Annotated in this window: 26 protein-coding genes and 1 tRNA gene; 10 read left to right on the top strand and 17 right to left on the bottom strand. The window is 68.1% G+C overall.

Annotation, left to right across the window (positions count from 1 at the left end; translation table 11 throughout):
- Positions 1 to 26: 26 nt before the first annotated feature.
- From GLO27_RS05365 to GLO27_RS05350, 4 genes are all read right to left on the bottom strand, one after another.
- Positions 27 to 2,354 carry a ComEC/Rec2 family competence protein gene (locus GLO27_RS05365; protein ID WP_040569597.1) on the bottom strand — a complete coding sequence of 776 codons (2,328 nt, stop codon included), beginning with the start codon at positions 2,352 to 2,354 and terminating at the stop codon, positions 27 to 29.
- Positions 2,351 to 2,965: a ComEA family DNA-binding protein gene (locus GLO27_RS05360; protein WP_167253946.1), complete on the bottom strand. Its 615-nt coding sequence runs from the start codon at positions 2,963 to 2,965 to the stop codon at positions 2,351 to 2,353. The genes GLO27_RS05365 and GLO27_RS05360 overlap by 4 nt, the downstream gene beginning before the upstream one ends.
- A 112-nt stretch (positions 2,966 to 3,077) precedes the next feature.
- Entirely contained in the window at positions 3,078 to 5,663 is a 2,586-nt protein-coding gene (gene leuS / locus GLO27_RS05355) for a leucine--tRNA ligase (RefSeq protein ID WP_292775311.1), read from the bottom strand.
- A 25-nt stretch (positions 5,664 to 5,688) separates the two neighbouring features.
- The gene (locus GLO27_RS05350) at positions 5,689 to 7,014 is read right to left on the bottom strand and encodes a chorismate-binding protein (protein WP_167253943.1); all 1,326 of its coding nucleotides are present in this window, start codon (positions 7,012 to 7,014) and stop codon (positions 5,689 to 5,691) included.
- 41 nt (positions 7,015 to 7,055) lie between these two features.
- Between GLO27_RS05350 and GLO27_RS05345 the strand changes: the two genes are divergently transcribed.
- Genes GLO27_RS05345 through GLO27_RS05335 form a run of 3 tightly spaced genes read left to right on the top strand, consistent with a single transcriptional unit; the run spans position 7,056 to position 9,622 of the window.
- Positions 7,056 to 7,727, top strand: a complete 672-nt coding sequence (locus tag GLO27_RS05345) for a DedA family protein (protein ID WP_029260200.1) — start codon at positions 7,056 to 7,058, stop codon at positions 7,725 to 7,727.
- Positions 7,728 to 7,731: 4 nt separating this feature from the next.
- Positions 7,732 to 8,757, top strand: a complete 1,026-nt coding sequence (locus tag GLO27_RS05340; RefSeq protein ID WP_029260199.1) for a phosphatase domain-containing protein — start codon at positions 7,732 to 7,734, stop codon at positions 8,755 to 8,757.
- A 1-nt stretch (position 8,758) separates the two neighbouring features.
- Entirely contained in the window at positions 8,759 to 9,622 is an 864-nt protein-coding gene (locus GLO27_RS05335; protein WP_021198547.1) for a hypothetical protein, read from the top strand.
- Positions 9,623 to 9,625: 3 nt separating this feature from the next.
- Here GLO27_RS05335 and GLO27_RS05330 read toward each other — a convergent pair whose 3' ends face one another.
- From GLO27_RS05330 to GLO27_RS05315, 4 genes are read right to left on the bottom strand one after another with little or no spacing between them, the layout of a single operon-like run.
- Complete coding sequence (locus GLO27_RS05330) at positions 9,626 to 10,834, bottom strand: glycoside hydrolase family 3 N-terminal domain-containing protein (RefSeq protein ID WP_243844747.1); 1,209 nt, start codon at positions 10,832 to 10,834, stop codon at positions 9,626 to 9,628.
- A 20-nt stretch (positions 10,835 to 10,854) separates the two neighbouring features.
- On the bottom strand, positions 10,855 to 11,511 hold the full coding sequence (locus GLO27_RS05325) for an NAD(P)H-binding protein (RefSeq protein ID WP_021198545.1): 657 nt from the start codon (positions 11,509 to 11,511) through the stop codon (positions 10,855 to 10,857).
- A gap of 28 nt (positions 11,512 to 11,539) precedes the next feature.
- Positions 11,540 to 12,067 carry a hypothetical protein gene (locus GLO27_RS05320; RefSeq protein WP_167253941.1) on the bottom strand — a complete coding sequence of 176 codons (528 nt, stop codon included), beginning with the start codon at positions 12,065 to 12,067 and terminating at the stop codon, positions 11,540 to 11,542.
- Positions 12,064 to 12,855 carry a hypothetical protein gene (locus tag GLO27_RS05315; RefSeq protein WP_167253939.1) on the bottom strand — a complete coding sequence of 264 codons (792 nt, stop codon included), beginning with the start codon at positions 12,853 to 12,855 and terminating at the stop codon, positions 12,064 to 12,066. The genes GLO27_RS05320 and GLO27_RS05315 overlap by 4 nt, the downstream gene beginning before the upstream one ends.
- Positions 12,856 to 12,993: 138 nt before the next feature.
- On the opposite strand from GLO27_RS05315, the gene GLO27_RS05310 reads away from it, so the two are divergent.
- Positions 12,994 to 14,016 carry a DUF2804 domain-containing protein gene (locus GLO27_RS05310; protein WP_167253937.1) on the top strand — a complete coding sequence of 341 codons (1,023 nt, stop codon included), beginning with the start codon at positions 12,994 to 12,996 and terminating at the stop codon, positions 14,014 to 14,016.
- On the opposite strand, the gene GLO27_RS05305 is transcribed toward GLO27_RS05310, so the two are convergent.
- Positions 14,003 to 15,073: an NAD(P)-binding domain-containing protein gene (locus tag GLO27_RS05305; protein WP_167253935.1), complete on the bottom strand. Its 1,071-nt coding sequence runs from the start codon at positions 15,071 to 15,073 to the stop codon at positions 14,003 to 14,005. The two genes, GLO27_RS05310 and GLO27_RS05305, sit on opposite strands and share 14 nt — an antisense overlap.
- Before the next feature lie 146 nt (positions 15,074 to 15,219).
- Here GLO27_RS05305 and GLO27_RS05300 point away from each other — a divergent pair.
- The 6 genes from GLO27_RS05300 to GLO27_RS05275 all read left to right on the top strand — a co-directional run bounded on the left by GLO27_RS05300 (position 15,220) and on the right by GLO27_RS05275 (position 18,253).
- Positions 15,220 to 15,292, top strand: a tRNA-Ala gene (locus tag GLO27_RS05300).
- Between the two features lie 64 nt (positions 15,293 to 15,356).
- On the top strand, positions 15,357 to 15,977 hold the full coding sequence (locus GLO27_RS05295; protein ID WP_029260186.1) for a hypothetical protein: 621 nt from the start codon (positions 15,357 to 15,359) through the stop codon (positions 15,975 to 15,977).
- Between the two features lie 106 nt (positions 15,978 to 16,083).
- Positions 16,084 to 16,281: a hypothetical protein gene (locus GLO27_RS05290; protein WP_029260185.1), complete on the top strand. Its 198-nt coding sequence runs from the start codon at positions 16,084 to 16,086 to the stop codon at positions 16,279 to 16,281.
- A 65-nt stretch (positions 16,282 to 16,346) separates the two neighbouring features.
- Positions 16,347 to 16,820 (top strand): DUF6153 family protein, encoded by a 474-nt coding sequence (locus GLO27_RS05285; RefSeq protein ID WP_167253933.1) that lies wholly within the window; start codon positions 16,347 to 16,349, stop codon positions 16,818 to 16,820.
- A 106-nt stretch (positions 16,821 to 16,926) separates the two neighbouring features.
- Entirely contained in the window at positions 16,927 to 17,532 is a 606-nt protein-coding gene (locus GLO27_RS05280; RefSeq protein WP_167253931.1) for a DUF305 domain-containing protein, read from the top strand.
- Between the two features lie 70 nt (positions 17,533 to 17,602).
- Positions 17,603 to 18,253, top strand: coding sequence for a CueP family metal-binding protein (locus GLO27_RS05275; protein ID WP_167253929.1), 651 nt, complete (start codon positions 17,603 to 17,605; stop codon positions 18,251 to 18,253).
- 106 nt (positions 18,254 to 18,359) lie between these two features.
- Here GLO27_RS05275 and GLO27_RS05270 read toward each other — a convergent pair whose 3' ends face one another.
- The 8 genes from GLO27_RS05270 to GLO27_RS05235 form a co-directional block, all read right to left on the bottom strand.
- Positions 18,360 to 18,644: a hypothetical protein gene (locus GLO27_RS05270; RefSeq protein WP_021198535.1), complete on the bottom strand. Its 285-nt coding sequence runs from the start codon at positions 18,642 to 18,644 to the stop codon at positions 18,360 to 18,362.
- A 105-nt stretch (positions 18,645 to 18,749) separates the two neighbouring features.
- Positions 18,750 to 19,757, bottom strand: a complete 1,008-nt coding sequence (locus GLO27_RS05265; RefSeq protein ID WP_021198534.1) for an Lrp/AsnC family transcriptional regulator — start codon at positions 19,755 to 19,757, stop codon at positions 18,750 to 18,752.
- A gap of 23 nt (positions 19,758 to 19,780) precedes the next feature.
- Positions 19,781 to 20,680 (bottom strand): alpha/beta hydrolase, encoded by a 900-nt coding sequence (locus tag GLO27_RS05260; RefSeq protein WP_021198533.1) that lies wholly within the window; start codon positions 20,678 to 20,680, stop codon positions 19,781 to 19,783.
- Between the two features lie 30 nt (positions 20,681 to 20,710).
- On the bottom strand, positions 20,711 to 21,889 hold the full coding sequence (locus GLO27_RS05255; protein WP_021198532.1) for a Xaa-Pro peptidase family protein: 1,179 nt from the start codon (positions 21,887 to 21,889) through the stop codon (positions 20,711 to 20,713).
- A 9-nt stretch (positions 21,890 to 21,898) separates the two neighbouring features.
- Positions 21,899 to 22,798, bottom strand: a complete 900-nt coding sequence (locus GLO27_RS05250) for an ABC transporter permease (protein ID WP_021198531.1) — start codon at positions 22,796 to 22,798, stop codon at positions 21,899 to 21,901.
- Positions 22,795 to 23,757 (bottom strand): ABC transporter permease, encoded by a 963-nt coding sequence (locus tag GLO27_RS05245; protein ID WP_021198530.1) that lies wholly within the window; start codon positions 23,755 to 23,757, stop codon positions 22,795 to 22,797. Before GLO27_RS05245 ends, GLO27_RS05250 begins: the two co-directional genes overlap by 4 nt.
- Before the next feature lie 32 nt (positions 23,758 to 23,789).
- A complete protein-coding gene (locus GLO27_RS05240; protein ID WP_021198529.1) occupies positions 23,790 to 25,409 on the bottom strand; it encodes an ABC transporter substrate-binding protein in 1,620 nt (539 codons plus the stop codon).
- A complete protein-coding gene (locus tag GLO27_RS05235) occupies positions 25,409 to 26,614 on the bottom strand; it encodes a membrane dipeptidase (protein WP_021198528.1) in 1,206 nt (401 codons plus the stop codon). The genes GLO27_RS05240 and GLO27_RS05235 overlap by 1 nt, the downstream gene beginning before the upstream one ends.
- Between the last annotated feature and the right edge of the window lie 5 nt (positions 26,615 to 26,619).

Raw genomic sequence — 26,619 nt, 5'->3', positions numbered from 1 at the left:
GCTCCTTCGAGGCTGATCCGAGCGGCTCATCCGGCAGGCTTCTCCGTCCAGACCTGCAGTTCGCCGTCGCGAAGACCGAGCAGAATGCGCCCCCGTTCGTCGGTGCGCAGCACATGTGCACCGGTCGCCGCCAGGAGATCGAGGGTCTCGGAACGTGGGTGCCCGTAGTCGTTGTCCGCTCCGACGCTGAACAGCGCCACCCGGGGCCGCATCGCCTCGTAGAGGCCGGGATCCTGGTCGGCGCTGCCGTGGTGCGCGACCTTGACCACGGCGTACGGCATCATCCTCGCCGTACGCTGCAGCATGCGCTGGGGCGCGGCCGAGAGGTCGCCGAGATAGATCGAGCGGGGCACCTCTCCCCCGTCGAACTCCATCACCACACTCGCATCGTTGCCGTCGGGAAAAGCAGCGGAATGGCGCAGCGGCCAGAGCACACGCCACGCGGCCTCGCCGAGCATGCCCTGCTGGCCTGCCGACGCCGCGTGGACGCGTGCGCCTCCATCGACGAGGTCATCGAGGAGGCGTCGATCGGCGTCCTCGGCGATCGGACCATGCATGACCACGTCGACACGACCGCGCACCGCCTCAGCCCCGCCGACGTGATCGAGGTCGAAGTGGGTGAGGACGAGAAGGTCGATGCGCTCGACGCCGAGCGACCGCAGACATGAGGCCAGTGGCTGGGGCTCCGGCCCCGTGTCGATCAAAGCGACCTGGGTCGCCGAGCGCACGAGCACCGCGTCACCCTGCCCGACATCGCACGCCGCGACGGCCCAGGCGTCGGGGGTCGTCGCCGTGGCGAGGGGGCCGTCGAGAAGCGCACGAGAACCGGCGAGCGACAGCACCACGACGACGATCACCGCCGCACCGCGACGTCCCCAGGCAGCCGCCCGCTCCACACGTGAGCCCGGCTGATGCGTGGGGGCACGCATCAGCACGATGGCGATCGCCGCACTCACCACCGCCACCACCAGGGCACTGCCGAGGCCGGGTGGTACCAGGACCTGCGCGCCCGGCAGCTGGGCCGTGGTGGTCGCGGTCATCGCGATCCACGCCGCGGGAAGCCACGCCGAGGCCGTCAGCAGGTCAGCGAGCACCGGCAATGGAGCGGCGAGGCAGGCGAGGAGCCCGATCACCGTCGCGACCGGGGCTGCGGGCCCCGCGATCAGGTTCGCGGCGATACCGACCAACGACTGCTGTTCCGCGAACAGGGCGATGATCGGGCCGCACGCGAGCTGCGCGGAGAGCGGGACCGCGACAGCGAGCGCGACGGGGCGCGGCATCCCCCGAGCCAAGCCGCGCGCCAGAGGTGGGGCGAGCAGGATCAACGCACCCGAGGCGACGACCGACAGCGCGAACCCCGGCGTCGCCGCGAGCCAGGGGTCCGCAACCAGAATGATTGTGGCGCACAGCGACAGCATCCCGGCCCCGGCGCTCGGCTTCCCCGACAGCACGGAGAGCATCCCCACGGCCGCCATCACCCCCGCCCGGATCACACTCGGCTCGGGAGTCACCAGAACCACGAACCCGGCCAGGCCCACGAGTGACAGGACGACACGCAACCGGCGGCCGCCTCCGCACAGTGCCGTCAGCCAGAAGATCGCGCCGACCACGATCGCGCAGTTCGCTCCGCTGACCGCGGTGAGGTGACTGAGCCCGCTGGTGCGCATGTCGTCGTTCAGCTCGGCGGTGACGGCGCGCGTGTCGCCGACCGCGAGTCCGGGAAGCAGCCCGTTGCCCGGTTCCGGCAGGCGTAGAGACCGTTCGACGAACACGCTCTTGATCGTCGCCGCCGCACCGAAGACACCAGGCGCGGGCGAGATGACCTCGGCGTCGCTCGCGAAGACGACCAACGCTGAGCGCTCCACGGCATCCGTCGCCGATGACTCGCCCACGACCCGAACCGTCGCGCCGAGGTCGAAGCCCTCGGCGGGGGCGACCCCCAGGCGCACCGGGGCGGCGGACGCCACCGCACGGCCCGGCGGCCCGAGCGTCGATGTCACCGCCTCGAACCACAGCCGCCCATCGCGTCCGATCGATGCGGAGGACGTCACCTCGGCCGTGATCTCGACCACGCGAGCGTCCCACCCCTTCGCCGCTTCCCGCTCGGGCACGGCGAACCCGACCGATACCGCCGCAGCCGCCATCGCGGCCAGCACGACGACGGCGAGGCCCCCGAGCGCCCAGGACTCTCCATGGCGGTTTCGACGGTGCACGACCGATGCCAGCACGCCTACCGCCCCGAGCCCGCACACGGCGGCGCACCCCCACGCGACCGCAGGGAACATCACACACAGCAGCGCGACGCACCACACCGCCACCGCGAGCGGCACGAGCCGGAGGTCTCGTCCCCTCACACCCTGACCCCGTCGCGCAGGCCTGCGACCAGCTTCTCCCCGATGCCGGGAACCGCCAGGAGGTCGTCCACCGAGGCGAACCGGCCGTTCTCCTCCCGCCAGGAGATGATCCGCTCCGCGAGTGCCGGACCGATACGCGGGAGCGTCTCCAACGCCGCCTGATCCGCGGTGTTGAGGTCGATCCGGTCATCGTCCGGTGGCGGTGCGACTTCGCCGGGCCCACCCGCCATGGCTCCGGCTGCCGGCACGACGACCTGCTCTCCGTCTTCGAGCATTCGAGCGAGGTTGACCGCGGCCAGATCGGCCTCGACGGTAGTTCCCCCTGCAGCCGCCAGCGCATCGACGAGCCGTGCGTCACGATCGAGCACATAGAGTCCGGGCTTCTCGACAGCGCCGAGAACGTGCACGTAAAGGTCATCGGTCGACTCGGGACCCGCGCCTGTTCCCGTACTCGTGTCTTCGAGCGGCACCGATTCGACAGGCGCGGCCTGCCCCCGCATGATCCCGAGCCCCACGGCAGCCGACAGCACGACGACAGCCAGCACCACTGCCGCTCCGATGCTCAGACGCAGTCGACGCCGAGGTGGGAGGGGTGCCTGTGGAGATTCCATCCGGCCACGCTAGGCGCGGTCGATCCTCCGGCCGGGCGGCATTCGCCCCTGCCGGGGACAACCCCGTGCGAGGAGACTTCCGTGGAGGACAGGCGATCAGCCCGTACGTCGATCAGCCCTTGACGACGAAGCTCACGATCTTCGGAGCACGCACGACGACCTTCACGATCTCGCGGTCGCCGATCGACCGGATCACGCGCTCGTCGGCGCGGGCCAGAGCCTCGAGCTCCGACTCGCCGATACGCGCCGAGACCTCGAGCTGGGCGCGCACCTTGCCGCCCACCTGCACGACGGCGATGATCGTGTCCTCGATCAGCAGTGCCGGGTCGGCGGAACGCCACGTCACCAGGCCGACGGAAGGCTCGTGTCCGAGGACCTCCCACATCTCCTCCGCCGTGTGCGGAGCGATGAGGTCGAGCATCACGGCGATCGTCTCCGCGGCTTCGCGGACGGCGGGGTCAGCCGCGCCGGCGGCACCGTCGATCGTCTTGCGGGTGACGTTCACGAGCTCCATCAAGCGCGCGACCAGCACGTTGAACTTCGTCTGCTCGACCAGAGCGGGCGCTTCGGCGAGCAGCTTGTGCGTCGCGCGTCGCAGCGCGGAGTCACCGCCGTCGAACACCACGTCGACCGGGCTCGACACCTCACCGGCGATGCGCATCGCGCGCGCCAGGAACTTCTGGGCGCCGGTCGTCGAGACGTCGGCCCAATCTTTGTCGTCCTCCACGGGACCGGCGAACGCCAGCCCCACACGCAGGGCGTCGGCGCCGTGGGCGTCGAGCTCCTCCTGGAAGAGCACCAGGTTGCCCTTGCTCTTGGACATCTTCTGCCCGTCGAGCAGCACCATGCCCTGGTTGATGAGGTTCGAGAACGGCTCGGTGAAGTCGATCAGCCCCATGTCGAACAGGACCTTCGTGATGAAGCGCGCGTACAGCAGATGCAGGATCGCGTGCTCGACACCACCGATGTACGAGTCCACCGGTGCCCAGCGCGCCGCCTGCGCCGGATCGAAAGCCACCGTGTCGCTGTTCGGCGAGAGGAAACGCAGGAAATACCACGAGCTGTCGACGAACGTGTCCATCGTGTCGGGGTCGCGCAGCACGGGGTCGCCCGTCTGCGGGTCGGTCGTGCGCACCCAGCTCTCGGCACCGCCCAGCGGCGAGGTGCCCTTGGGCTTGAGGTCGAGTCCTTCGACGCTCGGCAGCTTCACGGGGAGCTTGTCCTCGGGAACCGGGATGATGCTGCCGTCTTCGGCGTGCAGCATCGGGATCGGCGTGCCCCAGAAGCGCTGACGCGAGATCAGCCAGTCACGCAGACGGTAGTTCTTGGCGGCACGACCCGTGCCGGTCGCTTCCAACTGCTCGATCGCACGCGCGATGGCGTTGCGCTTGGAGAGCCCATTGAGTGCACCGGAGTTGATCATGCGGCCTTCGCCGGTGAGTGCAACGCCCGTGGTGGCGGGGCTCTGCTCCTCGAGCGCGGCGCCCGTGTCGATCGGCACGCCCTCGTCGTCGACCTCGATCACCGGCATCGCGCCCGTGACGGGAGCCGTCGTGTCGACGACCACCTTGACGGGCAGGTCGAACGCACGAGCGAAGTCCAGGTCGCGCTGGTCGTGCGCAGGAACCGCCATGACTGCACCGTGACCGTAGTCGGCCAGCACATAGTCCGCCGCCCACACCGGCAGCTTCTCGCCGTTCACGGGGTTGATCGCATAGCGCTCGAGGAACACACCGGTCTTCGGGCGGTCCGTGGACTGCCGATCGATATCGGTCTCCTTCTGCACCTGCTCCAGGTACGTCTGGAAGCGCTGACGCACGTCATCGGAAGCACCGGCAGCGAGTTCGGACGCCAGGTCGGAATCGGGTGCGACCACGAAGAACGTCGCGCCGTGCAGCGTGTCAGGGCGCGTCGAGAACACCGTGACCGGCTCCTCACGCCCCTCGATCAGGAAGTCGACGTCGGCGCCCACGGAGCGTCCGATCCAGTTGCGCTGCATCTGCAGCACCTTGTGCGGCCAGAATCCCTCGAGCTGGTTCAGATCGTCGAGCAGACGGTCCGCGTAGTCGGTGATCCGGAAGTACCACTGCGTGAGCTTCTTCTTGATGACCTCCGCACCACAGCGATCGCAGCGTCCGTCGACGACCTGCTCGTTCGCCAGCACCGTCTGGTCGTTCGGGCACCAGTTCACCGGGCTCTTCTTGCGATACGCCAGGCCCCGCTCGTACAGCTTCAGGAACAGCCACTGATTCCAGTGGTAGTACTCGGGGTCGGACGTGTGCAGGACCCGGCTCCAGTCGAACGAGACGCCGTACTGTTCGAAGCCGACCTTCTGCTGCGCGATGTTCTGATACGTCCAGTCCCGAGGGTCGGCACCCTGCCGGATCGCCGCGTTCTCGGCGGGCAGCCCGAACGAGTCCCAGCCGATCGGGTTCAGGACGTTGTGTCCGCGGTGGCGCCAGAAACGGGCCACGATGTCGGAGTAGAGGTAGTTCTCGGCGTGCCCCATGTGCAGGTCGCCGGACGGGTACGGGAACATCGCGAGCACGTACCGGCGCGGGCGGGTGTCGTCGTCGCCGCCCGTGAGGAACGTGCCGTTCTCCGCCCAGTACTTCTGCCACTTGTTCTGGATGGCGTGCGCCGACGGGGTCTCGTCGTCGGCAGGAGCGGTGGACAGGTTCTCAGACAACGAACGCACGACCAATCTGGTGGAAAAAGCGGGATCAGTTCAGGATATCGGAACGCCAGGGCACGGGCATTCCGGCACCGAGGGCAGCAAGCGGCGCCCTCGCCTTGGTCGCGACCTCGGCGACCTCTGAGGTCGCGATCGACCCCCAGGTGATCCCTCCGCCGGCGCCGACCACAGCCTGATCCCCGTCGATCACGATGCTGCGGATGACCATCGCCAGATCCAGGGTTCCGTCGTCACCGATGTACCCGAAGCATCCGGCGTACACGCCGCGAGGCCCGCCCTCCAGCTCGTGCAGCCGCGTCATCGCCGAGAGCTTCGGAGCCCCGGTCATGCTGCCGGCAGGGAAGGCCGCCTCGAGCAGGGCCTCGACCGTGGTCCCCTCGCCCGCCCGCCCACTCACGGTACTCACCAGCTGGTGCACCGCGGGATAGCTCTCGACCACCCAGAGACCCTCCACACGTATGCTCCCGGGCTCGCACACCCGCGAGAGGTCGTTGCGCATCAGGTCGACGATCATGACGTTCTCGGCGCGCTCCTTGCGGTCCGTCGCCAGTTCCGCGGCGAGCGCGGCGTCTTCGACGGGATCGATGCTTCGGGGCCTGGTGCCTTTGATGGGACGGGTACGGATGACTCCGCCCGCGGCATGGAGGAACTGCTCGGGACTGGCACTCAACAGGGTGCGATCGCCGATGCGCAGGAATCCGCCGTGATGGGCGGGCGTGGCGGTGCGGAGCCGACGATAGACCTCGACAGGGTCGTGGGCGCCCGCCACGGTGAAGCGCGTGGTGAGGCACAGCTGGTAGGCGATGCCCGCACGGATGAGATCGCGGCAACGTTCGATGAGTGCGGCGTACTCGCCGGGGTCGTGTCGGGCGACGGCGATACGCGGCGGGCGATCGGGGTCGCTCATCGAGAAGGGCGCGGATTCCGGGACCCCCACCAGTGCCCGGACGTCTGCCGCCCAGTCCTCGACGTCGCTCTCCATCCCGAGCACCCAGACGCGCTGCTTGTCGTGGTCGAAGGCGACGACACGGGTGGCACGCAGCCAGGAACCGCCCGAGCCGTCTTCCAGGCCCGCGACCGGTGCACCGACGGCGGCGGCGCCGCTCTCATAGTCGAGCCACCCCACCCATCCCCCTGTGAACGGCGGCAGCTCAGGGTCGGCAGCGACGACGTCGACGCGCACCTCGCGCGGAAGCGTCGAGCGCTCCCCCGTCCCGACGAAGCTCCATCCGGTGATCGCGTCAGCCCCGGCGTCGAGCCAGAACACATCGGCGGTCCCGGCTTCCAGCATCCCGAACACCGACGACGGCTCCACCCAGTCAGGAAGCGGACGAGCACTCAGCTGTTCGGGCACCTTTCCAGCCTAGGACCGGGTGGCTCCCGTATCCTCATGGGGTGGACGACCTCCTGATCTGGCTCCTCGACACCGTGCAGTCGATCGATCCGGTCGCCCGCACGCTCATCGCCGGGCTCGCCGTGATGCTGGAGACGAGCATCCTGATCGGCCTCATCGTTCCCGGCGACACGATCGTGATCATCGCGTCCATGGGTGTCGCCACTCCCCTGGAGGGCATCGCGATGGGTGTCGCGGTCGTGATCGGTGCGCTGATCGGTGAGAGCATCGGGTTCTGGCTGGGGCGGTGGCTGGGCCCGCACATCCGCGTCTCCTGGTTGGGGCGGCGGATCGGCGAGCACAACTGGGTGCGCGCCGAGAACTATCTCGAGCGCCGCGGGGGGATCGCGATCTTCCTCTCCCGCTTCCTCCCCGTGCTGCATTCTCTGGTTCCCCTCACCGTCGGGATGAGCGAGTATCCGTACCGCAAGTTCCTGGCATGGACGGCTCCCGCCTGTGTCCTCTGGGCCACCGCCTATGTGAGTGTCACGTCGCTTGCCGCCGGCAGCTTCCGCGAGCTGGTCGATCGCGTGCACTTCGCCGGGTACATCTTCGTCGGCGTGATCGCCCTGTTCCTGCTTCTGGCCTTCCTGGGCAAGAAGCTGCTGCAGCGCATCGAAGCCCGTCACCTGGAGTCCCCGGAGGCAGAGGCCGACGCCGACGTGAAAGACTGAGGCAATGGCATCGGCTCCCCCAGCCCCCCGGATCCACTGGTTCGCCCGACTCGAACACCGCTTCCATGTCTGGCGCGAAGGTCGTGCGCGCCGTCGTGGCCGTGTCGCGACGATCCTTCCCTTCCCCGGTTACGGTGGTCCGGGCTGGGTCCGCGTCGTCGGCCGGGTGCTGATCGTCCCGCCGCAGCGTCGCACCCGAGACGGTGAACCGGCCAGCGTCCGCGGATGGCGCAGCTTCGTCGGCATCCCGGTGGGATTCGCCGCTGTGAGCGTGCACTTCGGCGAGACCACCCACCAGGTGGCCGCCGACCGCGGCGGCGTGGTCGATGCCATGATCCGTGTCGATCTGGAACCCGGCTGGCAGACGTTCACGTTCTCGGTCGAGGGCCAGGCGCCGGTGGAGGCTCGCGCATTCATCGTGGCCGAGGGCACCTCGTTCGGCGTGGTGTCGGATGTCGACGACACCGTGATGGTTACGGCGCTGCCTCGTCCCTTCATCGCCTTCTGGAACTCCTTCGTGCTCGACGAGCACGCACGCCTTCCCGTCCCGGGGATGGCCGTCCTCCTCGATCAGCTGCTCCGCCAGCACCCGGGTGCACCCATGGTGTACCTCTCCACCGGTGCGTGGAATGTCGCCCCCACCCTGTGGCGCTTCCTCGGTCGCCATCTCTTCCCCGCCGGCTCCATGCTCCTGACCGACTGGGGTCCCACTCACGAACGGTGGTTCCGCAGCGGGCGTGAACACAAGCTCACGAACCTGCGTCGCCTCGCGACCGAGTTCCCCGACGTGAAATGGCTGTTGATCGGAGACGACGGCCAGCACGACGAGTCGATCTACAGCCAGTTTATGGACGAGTACCCCGATTCCGTCGCCGGCGTCGCGATCCGTCGTCTGCTTCCCGCCGAGGCCGTGCTCGCCGGTGGACGCGCCGGTCACGAACCGCACTCCGAAGATGCCGCCCCGTGGGTGAGCGCCGAGGACGGCGCCGGTCTTCGCGATCTGCTCGGCGAAGCCGGCATCCTGCACTGACATGACCATCGCCCGCCCGGACTGGACCCTCCGCGAGGAGGCGCATCGTGAACGAGCCGATGCCCTCACCGCGGCGCACCGCGAACGGGCGACGCGGGCGGAGAAGCATCCGGTGTGGGACTTCCTCTTCACCTACTACTCGTACAAGCCCGCGCACCTGCGTCGATGGCATCCGGGGGCCGGTGTCGAACTCGCCGATGCGCCGGAACGCCGCGACTGGCGGTGGTACTCCCCCGGACGATCGCCCGGCAGCGTCGTGCCGGATGCGGCGACTTTCGGCGCAGAGAAGACGGAGTTGGCCGCGCTCATCGAGCGCATGCTCCGCCGCACCGCATCCCGCCCCGGACAGTTCGGCTGCTTCGGCCTGCACGAATGGGCGATGGTGTACCGCGCGGACGAGCATCGCCACGCGGTGCCGTTGCGACTCGGGCAGGCGGGCACGGATGCCGTCGTCGAGAATCATGAGCTGCGTTGCACCCATTTCGACGCATTCCGCTTCTTCACCCCCGAAGCGGTCCCCCGCAACCGCACGCCGTTGAGCCGCGACGACCAGCCCCTGTTCGAGCAGCCCGGTTGCCTGCACGCGGGGATGGACCTGTACAAGTGGGCGACGAAACTCGGGCCCCTCATCCCCGGCGAACTCCTCCTGGATTCGTTCGAGCTCGCCCGCGACATCCGCCTGCTCGACATGCAGGCCGCGCCGTACGACCTCTCGGCATGGGACGTGGTCCCGGTTCGCATCGAGACGACCGAGGGCAAGGCCGAGTACGTCCGTCGGCAGCGAGGGTTCGCCGACCGGGGCGCCGATCTGCGCGCGGCGCTGCTGAACGCCTGGATCGGCGACGGAGCTCGCGATGCGGCCTGAGCGTCAGCCCACCGGTTCGCAGTCATCGCAGATCGACCAGCGGGCGGTCGCCGCGGCGGTCTGCATCCGGAGCGCGACCACGCGTGTCGCCGCCTCCTCGAGCCGCTCGGGCGGAAGCGTCCCCGCTTCGGCCGCCGCTGCGATGCCTGCGACCATCGATCCGGCTGTCTGCGCGTCGGACCCCGCGATCATCAACACGAGGTCGTTCCCCGCAGCGATCGCCGCCACCGCGTTCGTGACCGGGTCGGCATAGGCCGGATCTCCTGAAGACAGCAGCATGCCGAGGTCGTCGGTCACCGCCACCCCGGTGAAGCCGAGCTCGTCTCTCGCGATCTCATGCCACCGCGGCGAGAGGGATGCCGGCAGCGGATCGACCGCCGCGTAGGCGAGATGCCCGTACATCAGCAGCGAGGCCCCGGCGTCGATACCGGCGGCGAATGGCACGGCCGCGGTGGCGCGCCATTCCTCGATTCCCATCGTGGTGCTCGGGATCGCGTGATGAGAGTCACCCGGAGCCGCGCCGTGGCCTGGGAAGTGTTTGAGGGTCGAGGCGACGAACTGCTCCTGCGCGACGGTTGCCGCCGCCACGCGCTCCGCCGCCGCGGCAGGGTCTGTGCCGAGCGCGCGACCGTGGATGAACGAGCCGGGATCGTCCGTGTAGTCGGCGACCGTTCCGAAGTTCACGGTGATGCCCGCTCGCGCCACCAGAGAGCCCCGCGCGGTGAACGCCGCGGACGTCTCGGCGACCGGAAGCCCCTTCAGGGAGAGGGAGGCAGGGAAGCCGTCACCGTGCAGTCGGGAGACGAAGCCGCCCTCCTGGTCCACGGCGATGAGCGGTGGCAGACCGGGATCGACCGTCAGCGCGGCCGTGAGCGCCTGCAACTCCGCTTCGGTCGCGGGGATATTGGCCCCCATGAGGATGAATCCTCCCAGTCCGGACTCCATGTACGACCGAAGGGCGGACGGGTCCGTTCCTGCCACGTGCCCCATGACCACCGTCGCTGCCTGTTCCGCCACGGTCATCTCCTGCACCCGCGCCTTCGCACGTGCGGTGAGCAGCTCAGATCCGCTGGTCGACACCGTGGACTCGGGGATGCCCGACGTCGAGGGTGCGCCCACCGCCGACGCCGTGGCGGCCGACGAGACGAAGAGCCCCATCACCGCGGCGAGCGCGAGTGCGCTCGCCGTCCGTCCCCGGCGCCGATTCTCCATGTCGCGCGAAGTGGCGTGTCTCAGCAGGACAGCGCCTCGGCGATCGGCACCGCCGAGTCGGCGTCGCCGTTCCCGAAGCGGATGGTCCGGCCGACCGTGCACGGTTCGTGCAGGGACGCAGCGATCACGGCAGCGACGTCGGCACGCGCGACAGCTCCACGACCGTCCGGATCGAGCTGGATCCGACCGGTGGGATCGTCGAAGGTGAGCGTGCCCGGCGCGAGGATCGTGCCCTCCAGACCGGTGCCACGCAGGTGCTCGTCGGCGGCCCACTTCGCGTCTGCATAGGGGAAGAAGGAGTCGCCTTCCGGCACACCGTGATCAGCGGTGGACCCGAGCCATGACACCATCACGTACCGTCGGACGCCCGCGCGTTCTGCCGCGTCCATGGAACGCTGCGCGGCGTCGCGGTCGACCGCGTAGGTGCGTTCGGCCGATCCGCCACCGGCGCCGGCCGACCAGACGACGGCGTCATGACCGCGGATGATCTCGGCGAGCGCCTCGACATCCATGTTCTCGATGTCGGCGACGAGCGCTTTCGCACCGCCGGCTTCGACATCGGAGGAATGGTCAGGGTTGCGGATCACCCCGGTCACCTCGTCTCCCCGTGCGACGAGGAGCGGCGCGAGCAGGAGGGCGATGCGGCCGTGGCCGCCGAAGACGATGATTCGCGACATGCCTTCACCCTACGCGCCCCCTCCGCACTCAGCGCGGGGTCTGGTCGCTGTCGATCACGAACGCCTGTGGATGGCTCGAAAGGTAGCGCACGACGATCAGCTGACCGCCGGGTATGTACGCGTCGCGGTCGGGATACACAGCGGGGGTAAAGAAGTTGCTCTCCAGCGTGTATTCGACGCCTTCGGCCGTCGTGAACGTCACCCAGTCACCATCCAGAGTCGCCGCCGTCGGTCGGCCGTTGTCGTAGATGTACGCACGGGTGAGGGGCACGCCGGTGAGGCTGAGGATACCGATCACCAGGCAGGCGAGCATGAGGAAAGCGAGGATGCGCGCGCCGATGCGCACGATTCCTCCCCCGACGCGGCCTCGCGGACGCTGATCCGCACGCAGCAGCCCCTCCCGCTCGCGGATGGCCCGCAGCTCCCCGCCGGGCATCGCTCCCCGCGCCGACAGCGCGAACAGGCCGAGGATCGAGAAACCGGCGATGAACACCATCGCGTATCCGTGCGACGCCGGGAAGTTCACGAGCCAGATGAGCGTGTCCATCGGGTTCATCGCCCCTCCTCCTTCTCGATCGTCACGGCGACGGTCTGCGGGTCCTCACGCCGATAGAACGCCCAGACCGGGGCTCCGACCTGCAGGTGCGGAATGGCCTGCGGGTACACGAAGACCGTGGTGTCCGCTTCCCAGGTCGCCGCTCCCTCCGGCGCCATCAGCACGCGCAGGGCGAGCTCGCTCTGCCCCTCACGACGCCGCCCCGTCGGTCGCACCTCGAGCACGGATGCCGTCACCGGGGTGCCGCTCGTGCGCGCCCGCACCTGCCGCGGATCGATCAGCCCCCGTTCGATCCGCCATTGCAGCATCGCGTCCCGCACCGCGGGGTCGTTCAGGTCGGCGAGCTCCACCGTGTCCTGGTCCGTGAGGCTGTACCGCACGGGTACCGGGAGCCCGATCTGCAGGCCGGCGAGATCGGAGGCGTCGACCAGCATGCGCAGCTGCGCGATGAACTCCTCTGCGGTGCTCGGTGTCACCCGGATGAACAGGTCGTACTGCGGCACGTCGTTGACGGTGAGACCGGTGCGCGCGACCTCGACGATCGTGCCCACTCCGATCTGCGTCTCTCCGCGCACCCGCTTACGGCGCCCGAGCCCCGACAGGATCCCGCCGAAGGTCAGCAGCAGACCCCACGCCACACCGATGATGATCGGAGCGCCCAGTGTGTCCTCTCCCGAGAACGGAAGGCTCGACTGTCTCTGATCGACGCCGAAAAGTCCCTCCCCGACCCAGACCACGAGCCAGGCGGACAGCAGCAGCCAGACGACGAAGAGCAGGATGCGGAGCATGCCCTCAGCGTAGCCAGGAGCCGATCTCGACCCGAACACGGTTTTCCCACAGGACCCCCGCCGTTCGTCGCCCGGTCCTCTACACTCAGGGCAACGACACCGACCCGAGACGGTGTCCCTCCGGACAGCAGGACGACGATGCCCACACCGCTGATCGAGCGCGAGATCACCGCGCATGTATCTCTCACCACGCCCACCGGGATGCTGAACCGGGAGGCTCTCGGCTGGTCGCGCACACCGGTTCACGACACCTCGGGTATCCCCGGCCGCGGCCACTGGGGGCGCAACAAGCGGTGGGAGTACTGGAACGTGATGACGCCGTCGCACATCGTCGCCGTCACGGTCTCGTGCGTCGACTACATGGCTCTGCACGAGTTGTGGGTGCTCGATCGCGCGACCGGTGACGACATCGACACGACGGTGATCTCGCCGGGAGGGCGCAGCGCGACGCTCCCGTCGTCTCTCGGCGCGGGGCCCGCCCGCGCGCGCACGCGTCGGATCACCGTCGACATCGACGAGACCTTCGACGGAACACGCCTGCGCGCCTCCACCCCCCGCGTCTCGATCGACCTGCTGGCTGGTCGCCTGGAGGCACACGAGTCGCTCGGTGTCGTCGTGCCGTGGCGCCTCGGCGACGAGATCCCCCATTTCCAGTACGCGGTCAAAGATGTGGCACGCCCGGCCACCGGAACAGTGACCGTGGACGGAGTGGCGCACGAGGTGCCGACCGGAAGCTGGGCCGTACTGGACCACGGTCGCGGGCGCTGGCCGTATCGCGTGCGCTGGAACTGGGCTGCGGCCAGCGGTGTCGTCGACGGCCGCGTCATCGGGCTGCAGCTCGGTGCGAAGTGGACCGACGGCTCGGGTGCCACGGAGAACGCGCTGCTCGTCGACGGTCGGCTGTCGAAGATCAGTGAAGAGCTCGTGTGGGATTACGACTCCGAACATTTCATGCGTCCGTGGCACCTGCGCGGGACGAGCGCCGACCTCGTGTTCACCCCGTTCTACGACAAGCACTCGCACACGAACGCGCTGGTGATCTCGAGCCGGACCGATCAACTGTTCGGTGTCTGGACCGGCTGGGTGCGCGACGAGAACGGAACGCGGGTGCGCGTCGACGGCATCGAGGGATTCGCGGAGGAGGTGCTCAACCGCTGGTGATGCGCACGCCTGCAGACTGCAGCGCGCGCTGCACTCCCTTCGCCGCCGAGCGACCAGCACGATTGGCGCCGATCGTGCTCGCCGACGGCCCGTAGCCGACCAACTGCACGCGGGGGTCTGCGACCGCCGTCGTACCTCGACCGTTCCGGTCGAGCTGGATGCCCCCGGCCGCACTGCGCAGGTGCAGAGGGGCGAGGTGACTGATCGCAGGGCGGAAGCCGGTGGCCCACAGGATGACGTCGACCTGCTCGAAGCTGCCGTCTGCCCAGCGCACGCCGTCGGGTTCGATCCGTTCGAACAGGGGGCGCCGGTCGGCGTAGGCACCCAGACGCTCGGCCTCCCGCTCCTGCGGGCGGAGCATGAGTCCGGTGACGCTGACCACGCTCTCCGGAGGGAGACCGGCCGCGACGCGCTGCTCCACGAGGGCGACGGCTGCGGCTCCCGCTTCCGGCGTGAAGTCGTCATGGCGCCACACCGGTTCGCGCCGGGTCACCCACAGGGTGTCGGTGATCGGCGCCAGCGCCCCGAGGAACTGCACGGCCGACGCTCCCCCGCCCACGACGAGCACCCGCTTGCCGATGAAGTGCTCGGGCCCCGGGTAGTCGACGGTGTGCAGCTGTTCACCGACGAAGGTCTCCATGCCGGGGAAGTGCGGGAGGAACGGATGCGACCAGGTGCCGGTCGCATTCACCAGGGTGCGGGTCGTCCACTCCCCCTCACGCGCCCGCACGAAGAGAAGACCCTCCTGGTCCTCGACGCGCTCCACGTGCACGGGGCGGAGCACCGGGAGCTCGTGCGTCTTCTCGTATCGCGCGAAGTATGCGGGCACGGCCTCGTTGGCGCGTGCACCGTCGCGGGGCGGCGGCGTGTCGCCGGGCAGTTCGGCGACGCCGTGCACATCGCGCATCGTCAGCGCGTCCCACCGGTGCTGCCAGGCGCCGCCGGGCTGTCGGTCTGCGTCGAGAACCACATGCGAGATGCCCAGCCTCGAGAGGTGGAAGGATGCCGAGAGGCCGGCCTGCCCTGCGCCGATCACCAGACTGTCGAGGATGCTCACGCCGGTTTCAACGCCCGGCGCCGCGAGCTTGTTCCTCCCCTCCGCACTCCACGGTGACGCGCCCGGGATGCCCTCCCCGATTGGTGTTCGCGTCGATTCGTGTAGTACTCTTTTCAAGTTGCTCCGGCTGGTCCGGAACAGCGTCTGGGCCTGTGGCGCAGCTGGTAGCGCACCTGCATGGCATGCAGGGGGTCAGGGGTTCGAGTCCCCTCAGGTCCACAGAAAAAGCCCCCGGTTCTCCGGGGGCTTTCTTCGTCTCACGCGGTAGTGACCAGGAGGCACCATGACGCACACGCCCCTGGGCTACGCGGATCGTGTGCGTGCGTCGCGGGGATATCGGACGGTGAGCCAGCTCATCGCGGACGACCTCAACGTCTTCCTCGACCCTTTCTCCGCCCTCCTCTCCGCGCACGCCGAGATCGGGACCGGCAATGTGTTCTGTCCGAACGTCCGCATCGACGCCGACCCCGGCACTCTCCTCATCGGTGACGACAACCGCTTCTTCGAGGGCACCCGAATCGAGGCGACCGGCGGCGGACGCGTGAGCATCGGCACCGACAACGAGTTCGGCCCGCATGCGGTGGCTCTGCTCGCGAATCGTTCCGATTCCGTGATCACGATCGGCAGCCGGGTGCGTCTGATCGGGAGGATCGACCTCGCCGGCGCTTCCACTCTGGGCGATGGATCGCAGATCCTCGGCGATGTCACGGCGGTGAACGTCGCGCTCACGAGCGGCGGGAGCCACCGCGACCCCGATCCTGACCTGCGCGGCGCCGTGCTCAAAGGACGAGGCCGGGCCACCGGACTCGCGCTGGCTCGCGGCCACGTCATCAATGCAGACGGTGATTTCGGCACCGCAGCCGTAGAGGCCCAATCGGTCTATCACCCTCGATCCGCCGGATGACCGCGTCGCGTCGGCTCGCTAGCGCGCGTCTGCACGAGCGTCAACCCGATTCCGACCGCACGCCCCGCGTTCTACCGTGAACCCATCTCGACGAAAGGATGCGATCATGTCGAACCCGATCATTCCCCCGGTTCCCCCGCTCCCCCATGACGACGACCCGACCGACCCGACGGGTGTGCCGACGAGGGAGGTCGACGGCGAGCGTGTTCTCGATCCGGATGTCGATGACGCGCTCGTCGACAGCGCCGAGGCCGACCGCGTCGCTGCCGGCGCGGACGAGCACGACGACGGCCCCGACGCCTGACCGCACACCCTCGCCGGCCCGCAGCGCACCGGTCGCCGCCACCCGCGCCCCGTAGACTTGCTCTCATGGCACCGGTGGCGGCGACGTGGTCCGGAAGAGGCTCATCGAGCGTCTTCCGGGGTGTGCTGTCGGGCGTGCTCCTCGTCGCCGCGGTAATCCTGGGGCTGCTGGGGATGCACACCCTGAATCTGCACGGCACTGCGGCGGCCGACACTCCGGCGGCGGCGATTTCGGCGGCGATGACCGTGTCCGAGCCGGTATCCGCGCATCACGGCACCGCAGAGGCGCAGGCGCACCCGTCCGAAGACCCGTCCGGCACGACCGCGATGTCCTGCGCAGGCTGCGGCACCGATGATCACGCCGGCATGGCGATGATGTGCGTCCTCGCGCTCCTCCTCGCCCTCGTGCTCCTCATCGCGCCCGGAGTGCTTCGCGGCTGGACGGCGATGCTCCTCCGCTCGCCCCTTCTCGAGGTCCTGGCCGCGCGGGTCCTCCCCCGCGCCCCTTCTCTGCACGTTCTCTGCATCAGTCGCACCTGAGCAGCCGTCGAGCCCGCGCTCTCGCGCCACGGCTCCAGGCCTCTCACCCTCGCGCGCCGCCGTCCGGCGTGTGCGCAACGACTATGCGTATTTGGAGAACACACCCATGAAGATTCGTGCTGCGGCGACCGCCGCACTCACCCTGTCCGCCGTTCTGCTGCTGTCCGGCTGCGCGACCGGCACCGACGACGCTTCCATGCCCGGCATGGACCACAGCTCGTCGTCACCATCGGCCGGCATGAGCGATGCCGACGTCAACGATGCCGACGTCATGTTCGCCTCGATGATGATCGTGCACCACGAGCAGGCGATCGAGATGAGCGACATCGTGCTCGGAGTGGAGGGGATCGACCCCGAGGTGGCCGAACTCGCCCAGCGGATCAAGGCCGCGCAGGGCCCGGAGATCGAACAGCTCGCGGGCTGGTTGGACGATTGGGGCATCGGCTCCGACGACCGCGACGCGAACGGGATGGACCACGGCGACGGGATGATGAGCGACGACGACCTCGCCGCGCTCCGCTCCGCCGACGGTCCCGAAGCGTCGCGCCTGTTCCTCGACCAGATGATCGTGCACCACGAGGGAGCCGTCGAGATGGCGCGGGCGGAGGTCGACGGCGGGAGCGATCCGGAAGCGATCGAACTCGCCCAGACGATCATCGACGCGCAGACCGAGGAGATCCAGGAGATGAAGGACCTCCTCTCCACCCTCTGAACCCATTTCGGGGTCGGTGTCGGCGTATCCCCGCCCACACCGGCCCCACCTCGCACGAAGGACCGTCCCCATGAACCATCCCCTCCCCTCCACCACGTCTCCCGCCTCTCCGTCGGTCTCCGCATCACGTCGACGACGGAGGCTGTCCGCGGGGCTCGCCGCGTTGGCCGTCGCCGGAATCGCCCTGTCCGGGTGCGCGCCCGCCGTCTCCCCCGCCGACGTCGACTCGGTGGCGTCGGCGCGGGACCTGCTCGCCGCGCACGACCTCGCCGGGCTCGACGTCGGCGAGGTGATCGAACGACTCGACGCGATGCCCGTGGCGGACCGCCCGGACGATCTCCTCGCATCCGTCGAACCCGACGCGCTCCTGCTGCGTGACACCAGCGGCCGGGAGAGTCGGCTGCCGATGCCCGACGACGCGGTGTACATCTCGGTCGCACCATTCCGCGAACAGACCCATGAGTGCCACTTCCACAGCCTCACCACGTGCGTCGGCGAGCTCTCCGACACCGAGATGCGCATCGTCCTCACCGCCGCCGACGGGACGGTGCTCATCGACGAGATGCGCCGCACCCACGACAACGGGTTCACCGGCGTCTGGGTGCCTCGGGGAATCGAGGCGACGCTGACCGTCGAGAGCGCCGGCCTGACGGGCACCGTGCCGCTGTCGACCACGTCGCCGGACGATCGCACGTGCGTAACCGATCTGCAGCTGCTGTGATCCCGCACGTGGCCGCCTGAGCTCCGCAGCGCGGCACGCAGGAAGCGCACCCCCTCGGAGATCGAGGAGGTGCGCTTCTTCGTTCGCTGTCCGTGCCGCGGGATGACTAGGTCGCCAGCAGCGGCGGCCGATGGGGAATGGAGATCGGACGTGTGGCCCTGCTCGAACCACGCATCCTCTCGACATCCTCGAGCACCTCGAATGCGGTTCCATAACGCGTGGCGAGCGGCAGGTCACGCAGCCAGGTCACCTCGACCTCGGTCTCGGCGAGTTCGTACACGCACGCGACGACATGGCGCGGGTCGTTGGGCGAGTATCGAAGGTCGTTGATCACCCATTCCGACGCCGTGATGCGATTCAACATGAAACGCGGATCCGGAAGTTCAGACATGTGGGGCCCTCCAGGACTCTCTCTCCACAGAGAGTGCGCCACAAACCGCGCCCGGGGAAGCCCCTTGACACCACGCGCGGAGGGTGCCGTCACGGAAACCCGGGGCTACGACCCGGCGTCCACAGCCCCTGCCGAGGCCACCTGGGCCCGCCACCACGGCGTCTCGATGAAGCCGCGCTTCATGAAGACGAGCTCCATCGCCGCATTCCATCCGCGAACTCCCTTGAGGTGCGCGATGGTCCCGGTGAGGAAGTCGTGCAAGGTCTCGGTGCTCGGAAGGATGATCTCGCAATAGAGCGAGTTCTCCTCCAACGCCGCGGCGAGGAATCGCACCGACACGTGATGGGCGAGCGTCTGGGCGACGGAGGCGATCCGCGACGGTTCTACCCGCAGGATCAACAGTGTCTCGGCACTCATCCCCAGTGCCGATGCCGGCACCATCGTCACGGTGGTCAGGCATCCGGCGTTGCGCATCCGCTCGTAGCGACGGCGCACGCTGCTCTCGTTCATGTCGAGCGTGTCGCCGATCGACTGGAACGACGCACGGCCGTTGTGACGCAGCTCTTCGACGATGGCCCGGTCGGCGTCATCGAAGTGCGTGGGATCGCAAGTGTTCGGCGCGGGCATGTACGACTGCGGGTCGCTTGCAGCCTCGGCATGGGCGTCGTAGAGCTGCCGCCCCCAGTCGAAGCTCACCTTGTACGTGTGCACGACCAGGTCGCTGCGCCACCGTTCGACGCCCGGGATCGCCTGCAGATCGGTGAGGACATGCGCATACGTCGCGGAGTCGCCCGGGATGACGACCTCGGCGAACACGTCGAACTTGCCGGTCACCAAGGTCACGAAGCGCACGTAGGGCGAGCCGATCAGCGCCTGCGCGACACTCAACTGCGACCCCGGTGTGCAGTTGATGCGCACGAAGAAGGTCTCCACGTGCCCTTCGCTGCCCAGGGTCGGCACGATCCCTACACGCACCAGCCCTTCCGCCAGCAGCTGCTGGCCGCGTCGCGTGACGGTCGAGACCGATGCTCCGGCGAACTCCGCGATCGATGTCCAGCTTGCGCGCCCGTCCTGCTGCAGCGCTACGACGATCCGTCGGTCGAGGTCGTTCACTTCTCTCGTCAGGTGAACACTGCTCATCGGGTCGGCGGGTACACCCGGTGCAGGAACGTGCGCACGGTCTTCGTCCACGCCTCTGCCTCCTCGATCTGCGGGGAGTGCCCCGATTTCTCGAACACCACCATCTCGGAGTCCGGGATGAGATCGGCGATCGTCTGGCTACACGATACTGGCGTGATCCAGTCCGTCCGGCCCACGGTGATGAGTGTCGGCACACCGATCTCGTGCAGCCGTGGCTTGAGGTCATAATTCGGGAGGTTCACCGAGAAGGCGTAGTTGTGCGCGCGGTAGCGGTACGGCGTGGCCTGCACCTTGCGCTCGGTCGCCTCCGGATCGTAGACGAAGTCGTACAGAGGCAGGATCTCGCGCCAGCAGTCCTTGAGGTCTTCGTCGTCGTGGACCTGTCCCACGTCGATGCGATCGAACTTCTCCATGTCGATCGTCACGCGGTCGGAGGCGAGCGCGTTCTCGCGAGCCAGATGGGCGTTGGAGTTGTCCGGCGAAGTGTCGCGCAGCACGATGGCCGCCACCCGCTCCGGGTATCGCAGCGCGTACTCCATGGCCATGAAGCCGCCGTACGAGCCCCCCGCCATCACGATCTTCTCGGCGCCGATCCATTCCCGCAGACCATCGATGTCCGCCGCCCACTGCTCGTGGCTGTAGACGCCTTCCCCGTCGCTCTGGCCGCTCCCGCGCGCATCGAACACCACGACGCGGTACTCGTCGGCCAGGCGCCCGAAGCTGGCACGCGGTTCCGCACGGGAACCGAGACCAGGAGCACCGTGGTGGGTGATGATGACGGGCGCCCCCTCAGGACCGAGCACCTCGACGGCCAGGTGGTTGCCGTTGATCTCGACCCACTCGTGGGTGCTGGTGGCTGCGGCGAACTCCGGCGATACCGGCGGTGTCGATGTCATGTTCTCTTCTCTCTCTCGGATTCCGGGGCGTCAGAGCGCGATGGTGCAGTCGTCGAGACTGCGGGGGTAGGTGGTCAGAGGTTCGGCGCCGGTGTCCGTCACGAGCATGCTGTCGCTGATGCGGTACCCCGCGTGCTGTGGGACGTAGATGCCCGGCTCGTTCGAGACGACCATGCCCGCCTCCAGCAGCGTCGCATCGCCGTCTTCCAGCCAGGGCGCCTCGTGCATGCCGAGACCGATTCCGTGTCCTTGACGATGCCGGATGAACGCGCCGAGTCCGGCACCGCGGATCACGTCGAGACAGAGGCGGTTGGCTTCGCGACACTCGAGCCCGGCGCGGATGGTCTCACGCCCGAGCTGCTGCGCCGCGTTGATCGTGTCGTGGTAGCGCCGCTGCTCCGCCGTGGGCTCGCCCAGCACGAAGGTGCGCTCGCCCTCGATGAAGCGACCGCCCACCGCGCAGCCCAACGACAGCATGAAGGTGTCGCCGGCTTTGAGGCGGTTCACCGACGGGAGCCCGTGTGGGAAGGCGGAGTTCGCGCCGGAGTAGACCAGCCCGCCGGCGAGCAGGGAGGCCACCACCACGTTGCGGTGCTCTGCGTACATGATGCCGGTACCCGTCGCCGTGACGTGACGCTCGAGCTCGGCCTCGGTGGGGAGCTCTCCCCCGGCTGCGACGGCCTCGACCACCAGCGAAACCCCGGCCTCGAGCATCCGATCCGTCACGCGGGCGGCCTCGCGGTGCAGGGTCACCTCCTCGGGGAACTTCACGAAACGGGCGCGGGTCAACAGATCCGAGGCGACGAGATCGGCTCCGGGCATCGCCTCCCTCGCCGCCGAGAGACGGGAGAACGGCATGGACGACGCGAACCCGACCCGCCCCCGCGGCGAGACCGCGCGAGCCAGAGCCTCGAACGGTGCAACGACTCCGGGGAACTCGAAGAACGCCACCAGTTCTGCCCTCGCGGACTGCGACTCTGCGTACTCGCGTTCCAGTTCGGGCAACAGCATCACCACCCTGCCGTTCGCCTCGATCCAGATCGCCACCGGACGCTCGGAAGGGTGGTGGAAGAAGCCGGTGAGGTACGCGATGTCCTCCGGATGGTCGGTGAGGAAGGCGTCGAAGCCCTGCGCCCCCATCCGGTCGCGGACACCGGTCTGCACGCGATCGAAGAACTCGGGCGCGAGCCGCTGGTCGAACTCGGTCATCTCCGGCTCCTATCGGGCGAGGTGGCGCGGGTTGCGCGCATCGTTGTAGGCGATCGACAACAGGGTCGCGGACAGCACCAGGATGAGGATCGCGATCGAGGGGAACAGCGTCAGCCACCAGGCACTGACCATCGCGCCGGCCTGCTGCGCCTCGTAGAGGATGCGACCCCAGGACCAGGTCGTCGGGTCGCCGAGGCCGAGGAAGGCGAGTCCGGCGGCCGAGAGCACGGCCCGCGAGGCGGTCACGACCACGGACACCACGACCACCGGCGTGACGGCGGGGAGGACGTGTTTCGTGATGATCCAGACCGGAGAGGTGGTCATCAGGCGCGAGGCATCGACATAGGGCAGCCCGACCACGGTCAGCGCCTGCGAGCGCACGAGACGGGTGACCTCCGGCCAGGAGAACGCGGCGACCACGAAGATGATCGTCGACGTGCTCGGCCCCACGAGCGCGGCGATCAGGATCATGAGCGGGAGCACCGGCAGCGAGAGCGTCATGTCGACGATCACGCTGATAAAGCTGTCGAGCTTGCGGAAGTAGGCGCCGAGAACAGCGATGATCGTGCCGAAGACGATCGCGATCAGCGAGGCGGCCACCGCGACGAGCACACTCTGCTGCGTTCCCCAGATCACCTCGGAGAAGACATCGCGGCCCAGTGCGTCGGTACCGAACCAGTGGTCGCCGCTCGGCGGACGCAGGACGTCCGGTCCGTAGCTGGCGGGATAGGGCGCGATCAGCGGCGCCGCGAGAGCCACGATCACCAGCAGGATCAGCAGCCCGAGCGAGATCATGCCGAGCGGGTCCCGGCGGAAAGCGCGCCAGGTGTGCGCGCTCGCCCGCTCGCTGCCGGCGGCGGTCGGCTCGCTCGGAGCGAGGGTCTCTGAGGCGGGCATCGGAGCGGTCATGAGGTCTTCACTCTCGGGTCCAGGTAGCCGTAGATGATGTCGGTGATCGTGTTGGCGACCACGACGGTGATGGCGAGCATGAGGAAGGCGCCCTGCAGCACGGGGAAGTCGAGCTGTGTGACGGCCTCGTAGATCCCGCGCCCGATGCCCGGATAGGCGAACACGGTCTCGGTGAGTACTGCACCGCCGACCAGGAATCCGAGTTGCAGGCCGATCAGGGTCGTGGTGGGGAGCAGGGCGTTGCGCAGGGCGTGCTTCCAGAGGATGCGGCTGCCACGGATGCCGTTCGCCTTCGCCAGGAGGATGTAGTCCTCGCCGAGCGTCTCGATCAGCGTCGAACGCATCGTGAGCACGTAGGAGCCGACCTGGATGAGCATGAGCGACACCGCCGGGAGGACGAGGTGCTGCGCGACGCTGAGGTACCACTCGAAGCCGTAGGTGTTGTTGGTGTAGGCACCTCCGATCGGGAACCATCCGAGGTTCAACCCGAACACGAAGAGCAGGAGGATGGCGACGCTCGGGACGAACAGGGACTGCCCCGTCACGCCGACCACCTGCACCGCCCTGTCGATGAAGCGCCCCTTGTGGGACGCAGCCGCGACGCCGAGTGGAACGCCGATGAGGATCGTGAGCACCAGTGCCGTGATCGTCAGGAGAAGGGTCCACGGCAGCCGCTGCATGAGGACATCGGTGACCGGGATCGACTGCGTGAACGAGATGCCGAGGTTGCCCTGCAGCAGCTGCCACATGTAGAGCCCGTATTGCACGATCAGGGGCTGGTCCAGCCCGTACTGCTCGAGGATGGTCGCCCGGATGTCGTCCGTCATGTTCGGACTCGCCAGCGCCAGGGCCGGGTCGCCGGGAAGCAGACGCAGGAGCAGGAACGTCACGGTCACGGCGAACCAGATCGTGAGCAGACCTCGACCCACGCGACGGAGAATGAACGATGCTCGGGACACCCGGGCGACCTTCCTCGAGATTTCAGTGGTTGTTACTCGACCGGGTGCGCGCTCGCGAGCGAGAGCGGGTTCACGATCGAGAGCAGCTCGCTCGGCTTCGAGATGAAGCCGGCCCATTCGTCGCTGGCCGCGAAGAACAGGTTCTGCGTGTACATGATGTTGTCGTAGACCTGCTCGTGCACGATCTTGTTCGCCTCGCGCATGATCGAGATCTTCTCGTCCTCGTCGAACGTCACCATGCCCTCCTCGATCAGCGCGTTCAGGTCGGCGTCGTCGACATGGGTGTAGTTGATCGCACCGCCGGGAAGGTACGACAGCGAGAAGTTCGTCACCGGATCGTCCATGATCGCGAAGTTGCCCGCGTAGATGTCGTAGTCGCCCTCGCTGGTCATCGAGAGGTATGTGTTGCGCTCGGTGCCCTGCAGCTCGATCGTGATGCCGGCCTCCGCCGCGCTGTCCTTCACCATCTGCGCCCATTGGCTGGTCACGCTGTCCTGCAGCGAGTAGATCAGCCGGAACGAGACGGGGAAATTCCCGTTCGCGTCTGCCGTGTAACCGGCCTTCTCCATGAGGGAGCGCGACTTCTCGGGATCGAACTCGTACTCCTTCACCGACTTGTCGTAGTACTTCGCGAGCACTGGCATCAGAGCGCTGGAACCTGTCGAGACGGCCTGCCCCTGCAGCACGACGGTGCGGATCGCGTCATAGTCGACCGCATGGGCCAGAGCCTGTCGCACCTCGGTCTTCGCGAGGTCGGGCTTGTCCATGTTGTAGACCAGGTGCGCGTAGCCGAGCCCGGGCGCCTCGACGACCTGGAGGCCGTCGGTGCTGCTGAGCTGCTCGACCTGTGCGGGTGGCAGCGCATTCGCGATCACGTCGATCTCGCCGCTCTGCAGCGCCAGGATCTCGGTGTTCACGTCCGGGTACACGCGGTACACGACCTCGGCGGGCCCGGGGACGCCGCCCTTGACGAGCGGGTAGTCCTCGACGCGCTTCAGCGTGTAGTGCTGACCGACCTGGAAGTCGCTCATGATGAACGGCCCCATGCCCACCCAGCCTCCGGCGCTGCCGTCGTTCGCGAACTCGGCGATCGACCCCTGCGGCTCGAACACGTGCTTCGGAACGACGACGCCCCAGAAGCCGATCTCTTCGACGATCGAGGAGTCGGGCTGGGTGAGGGCGAGCTCGACGCGGGTTTCCGACACCGCGGTCGCGGTGTCGAGGTTGCCCAGCTGCCCGTAGAACGTGCCGGGAGCCTGATCGCGCTTGACGGCGTTCAGCGTCCAGGCGACGTCCTCGGCGGTGAGGGGCTCACCATCGCTCCAGGTGAGATCGTCGCGGATCTCGTAGAAGCCGGTGGTGTCGTCCACGTAGCCCCAGTCGGTGGCCACGTGGGCTTCCTTGGTGCCGTCGTCGCTGATGCTCAGCAGATGCGGATACATCAGGTTCGTGATCCACGAGTCCGTGCGGCTGTTGCCGAGGACCGGATTGAAGTTCACGACATCTGTCGTCGTGCCGATGCTGATCGTCTCGTCGCTGGGGCCGGTGGAGCCGGATGACTCCCCCGGTTCCGGCGCGGACGGGGCGCACGCGGCGAGGCCGACGGCGAGAGCCGCGGCCGCACCGAGGGCGAGGAACTTGCTGTACTTCATCAGACCCAAACCTCCTCGAGTACGCGCATGGTGTTCCCTCCGACGACGGCGCGAATCTCGTCGTCGGAGTAGTCGTGCTTCACGAGCCAGCCGATGATGTTGTAGAAGGCCTCGGCCGGGTTCTCGATACCGTCGACGTACGGCTGCTTCTCGTAGTCGACGTTCGCATGTGCCTGCCCGAGCGACAGGTTCGACGAGAACGCGTCGTGCAGGCCGACGTGATCGCCGAACAGCGTGTCAGGACCGAAGCTGACGTGCTCGAGTCCCACCAGGTCCACGCAGTACTGGAAGTGGTCCATGACCGATTCCAGGGAGTGCTTCGGGTGCTGGGGGGAGATCGTCGTGTGAGGGGCGGCCTCGATTCCGATCACGCCGCCGCGCTTGGCGCATTCGATGATCGTCTCATCCGTCTTCATGCGGTTCGTCGGCCACAGGCCGCGCGCACCGGCGTGCGTGATGAATACCGGCTTGGTCGAGTGGGCGATCACATCGAGACAGGTCTGGTCACCGGAGTGGGAGATGTCGATCGCGATGCCGAGCTTGTTCATACGCTCGACCGCGCGCTCGCCGAAGTAGGTCAACCCGCCGTCTCCGCGCTCTTTGAGACCGCCGCCGAGCATGTTCGCCTCGGAGTATGCGATGCCCATCTGCCGCACGCCGAAGCCGTACAGGACGTCGAGGCGGTCGACCTCGTTCTCGATCATGGTCGAGGCTTCGAGCGCGAAGATGTGCGCGACCCGTCCGGTCTCGGCGGCGTGACGGATGTCCTTGATCGACTCGGCCTTGATCACGTAGTCCTGGTGTGCGAGGTCGGCCATGCGCACGCCGAGGTCGAACAGCACGTCCTGGTACTTCCAGCCGGCATCGCTCGAGATGCAGCAGGTGCCATCCATGCCGTTGTCGAACACGGCGGTCAACCCGGAGCGGGCGAGGCCCTGGTAGCCGGTGGGTTCGCGGCCCTGGCGGATGTGGTCGCGCAGCTCGCCCATGTCCTCGGGAAAGACCTGCACGTGCTCGTGCAGGGAGATCACGGTCTCTTCGCGAAGCAGACGTTCGGTGCGTTCCTGCTGCGCGGCACTGAGCCCGAGGTCGTAGGCCGGCACACGGCCGATCTGCTTGGCGTAGCGGAACTCGCGGTAGTCCTTGCCGGCTTCCAGGTAGTCGTACGCGGTGTAGCCGGTGTACCGGCCAGCTTGTTCGAGCACGGATG

The organism is Microbacterium sp. Be9, from assembly GCF_011754135.1.
GTDB lineage: Bacteria > Actinomycetota > Actinomycetes > Actinomycetales > Microbacteriaceae > Microbacterium > Microbacterium maritypicum_A.
The sequence above is the reverse complement of the archived record's forward strand: the minus strand, read 5'-3'. Positions and strand labels throughout refer to the sequence as shown.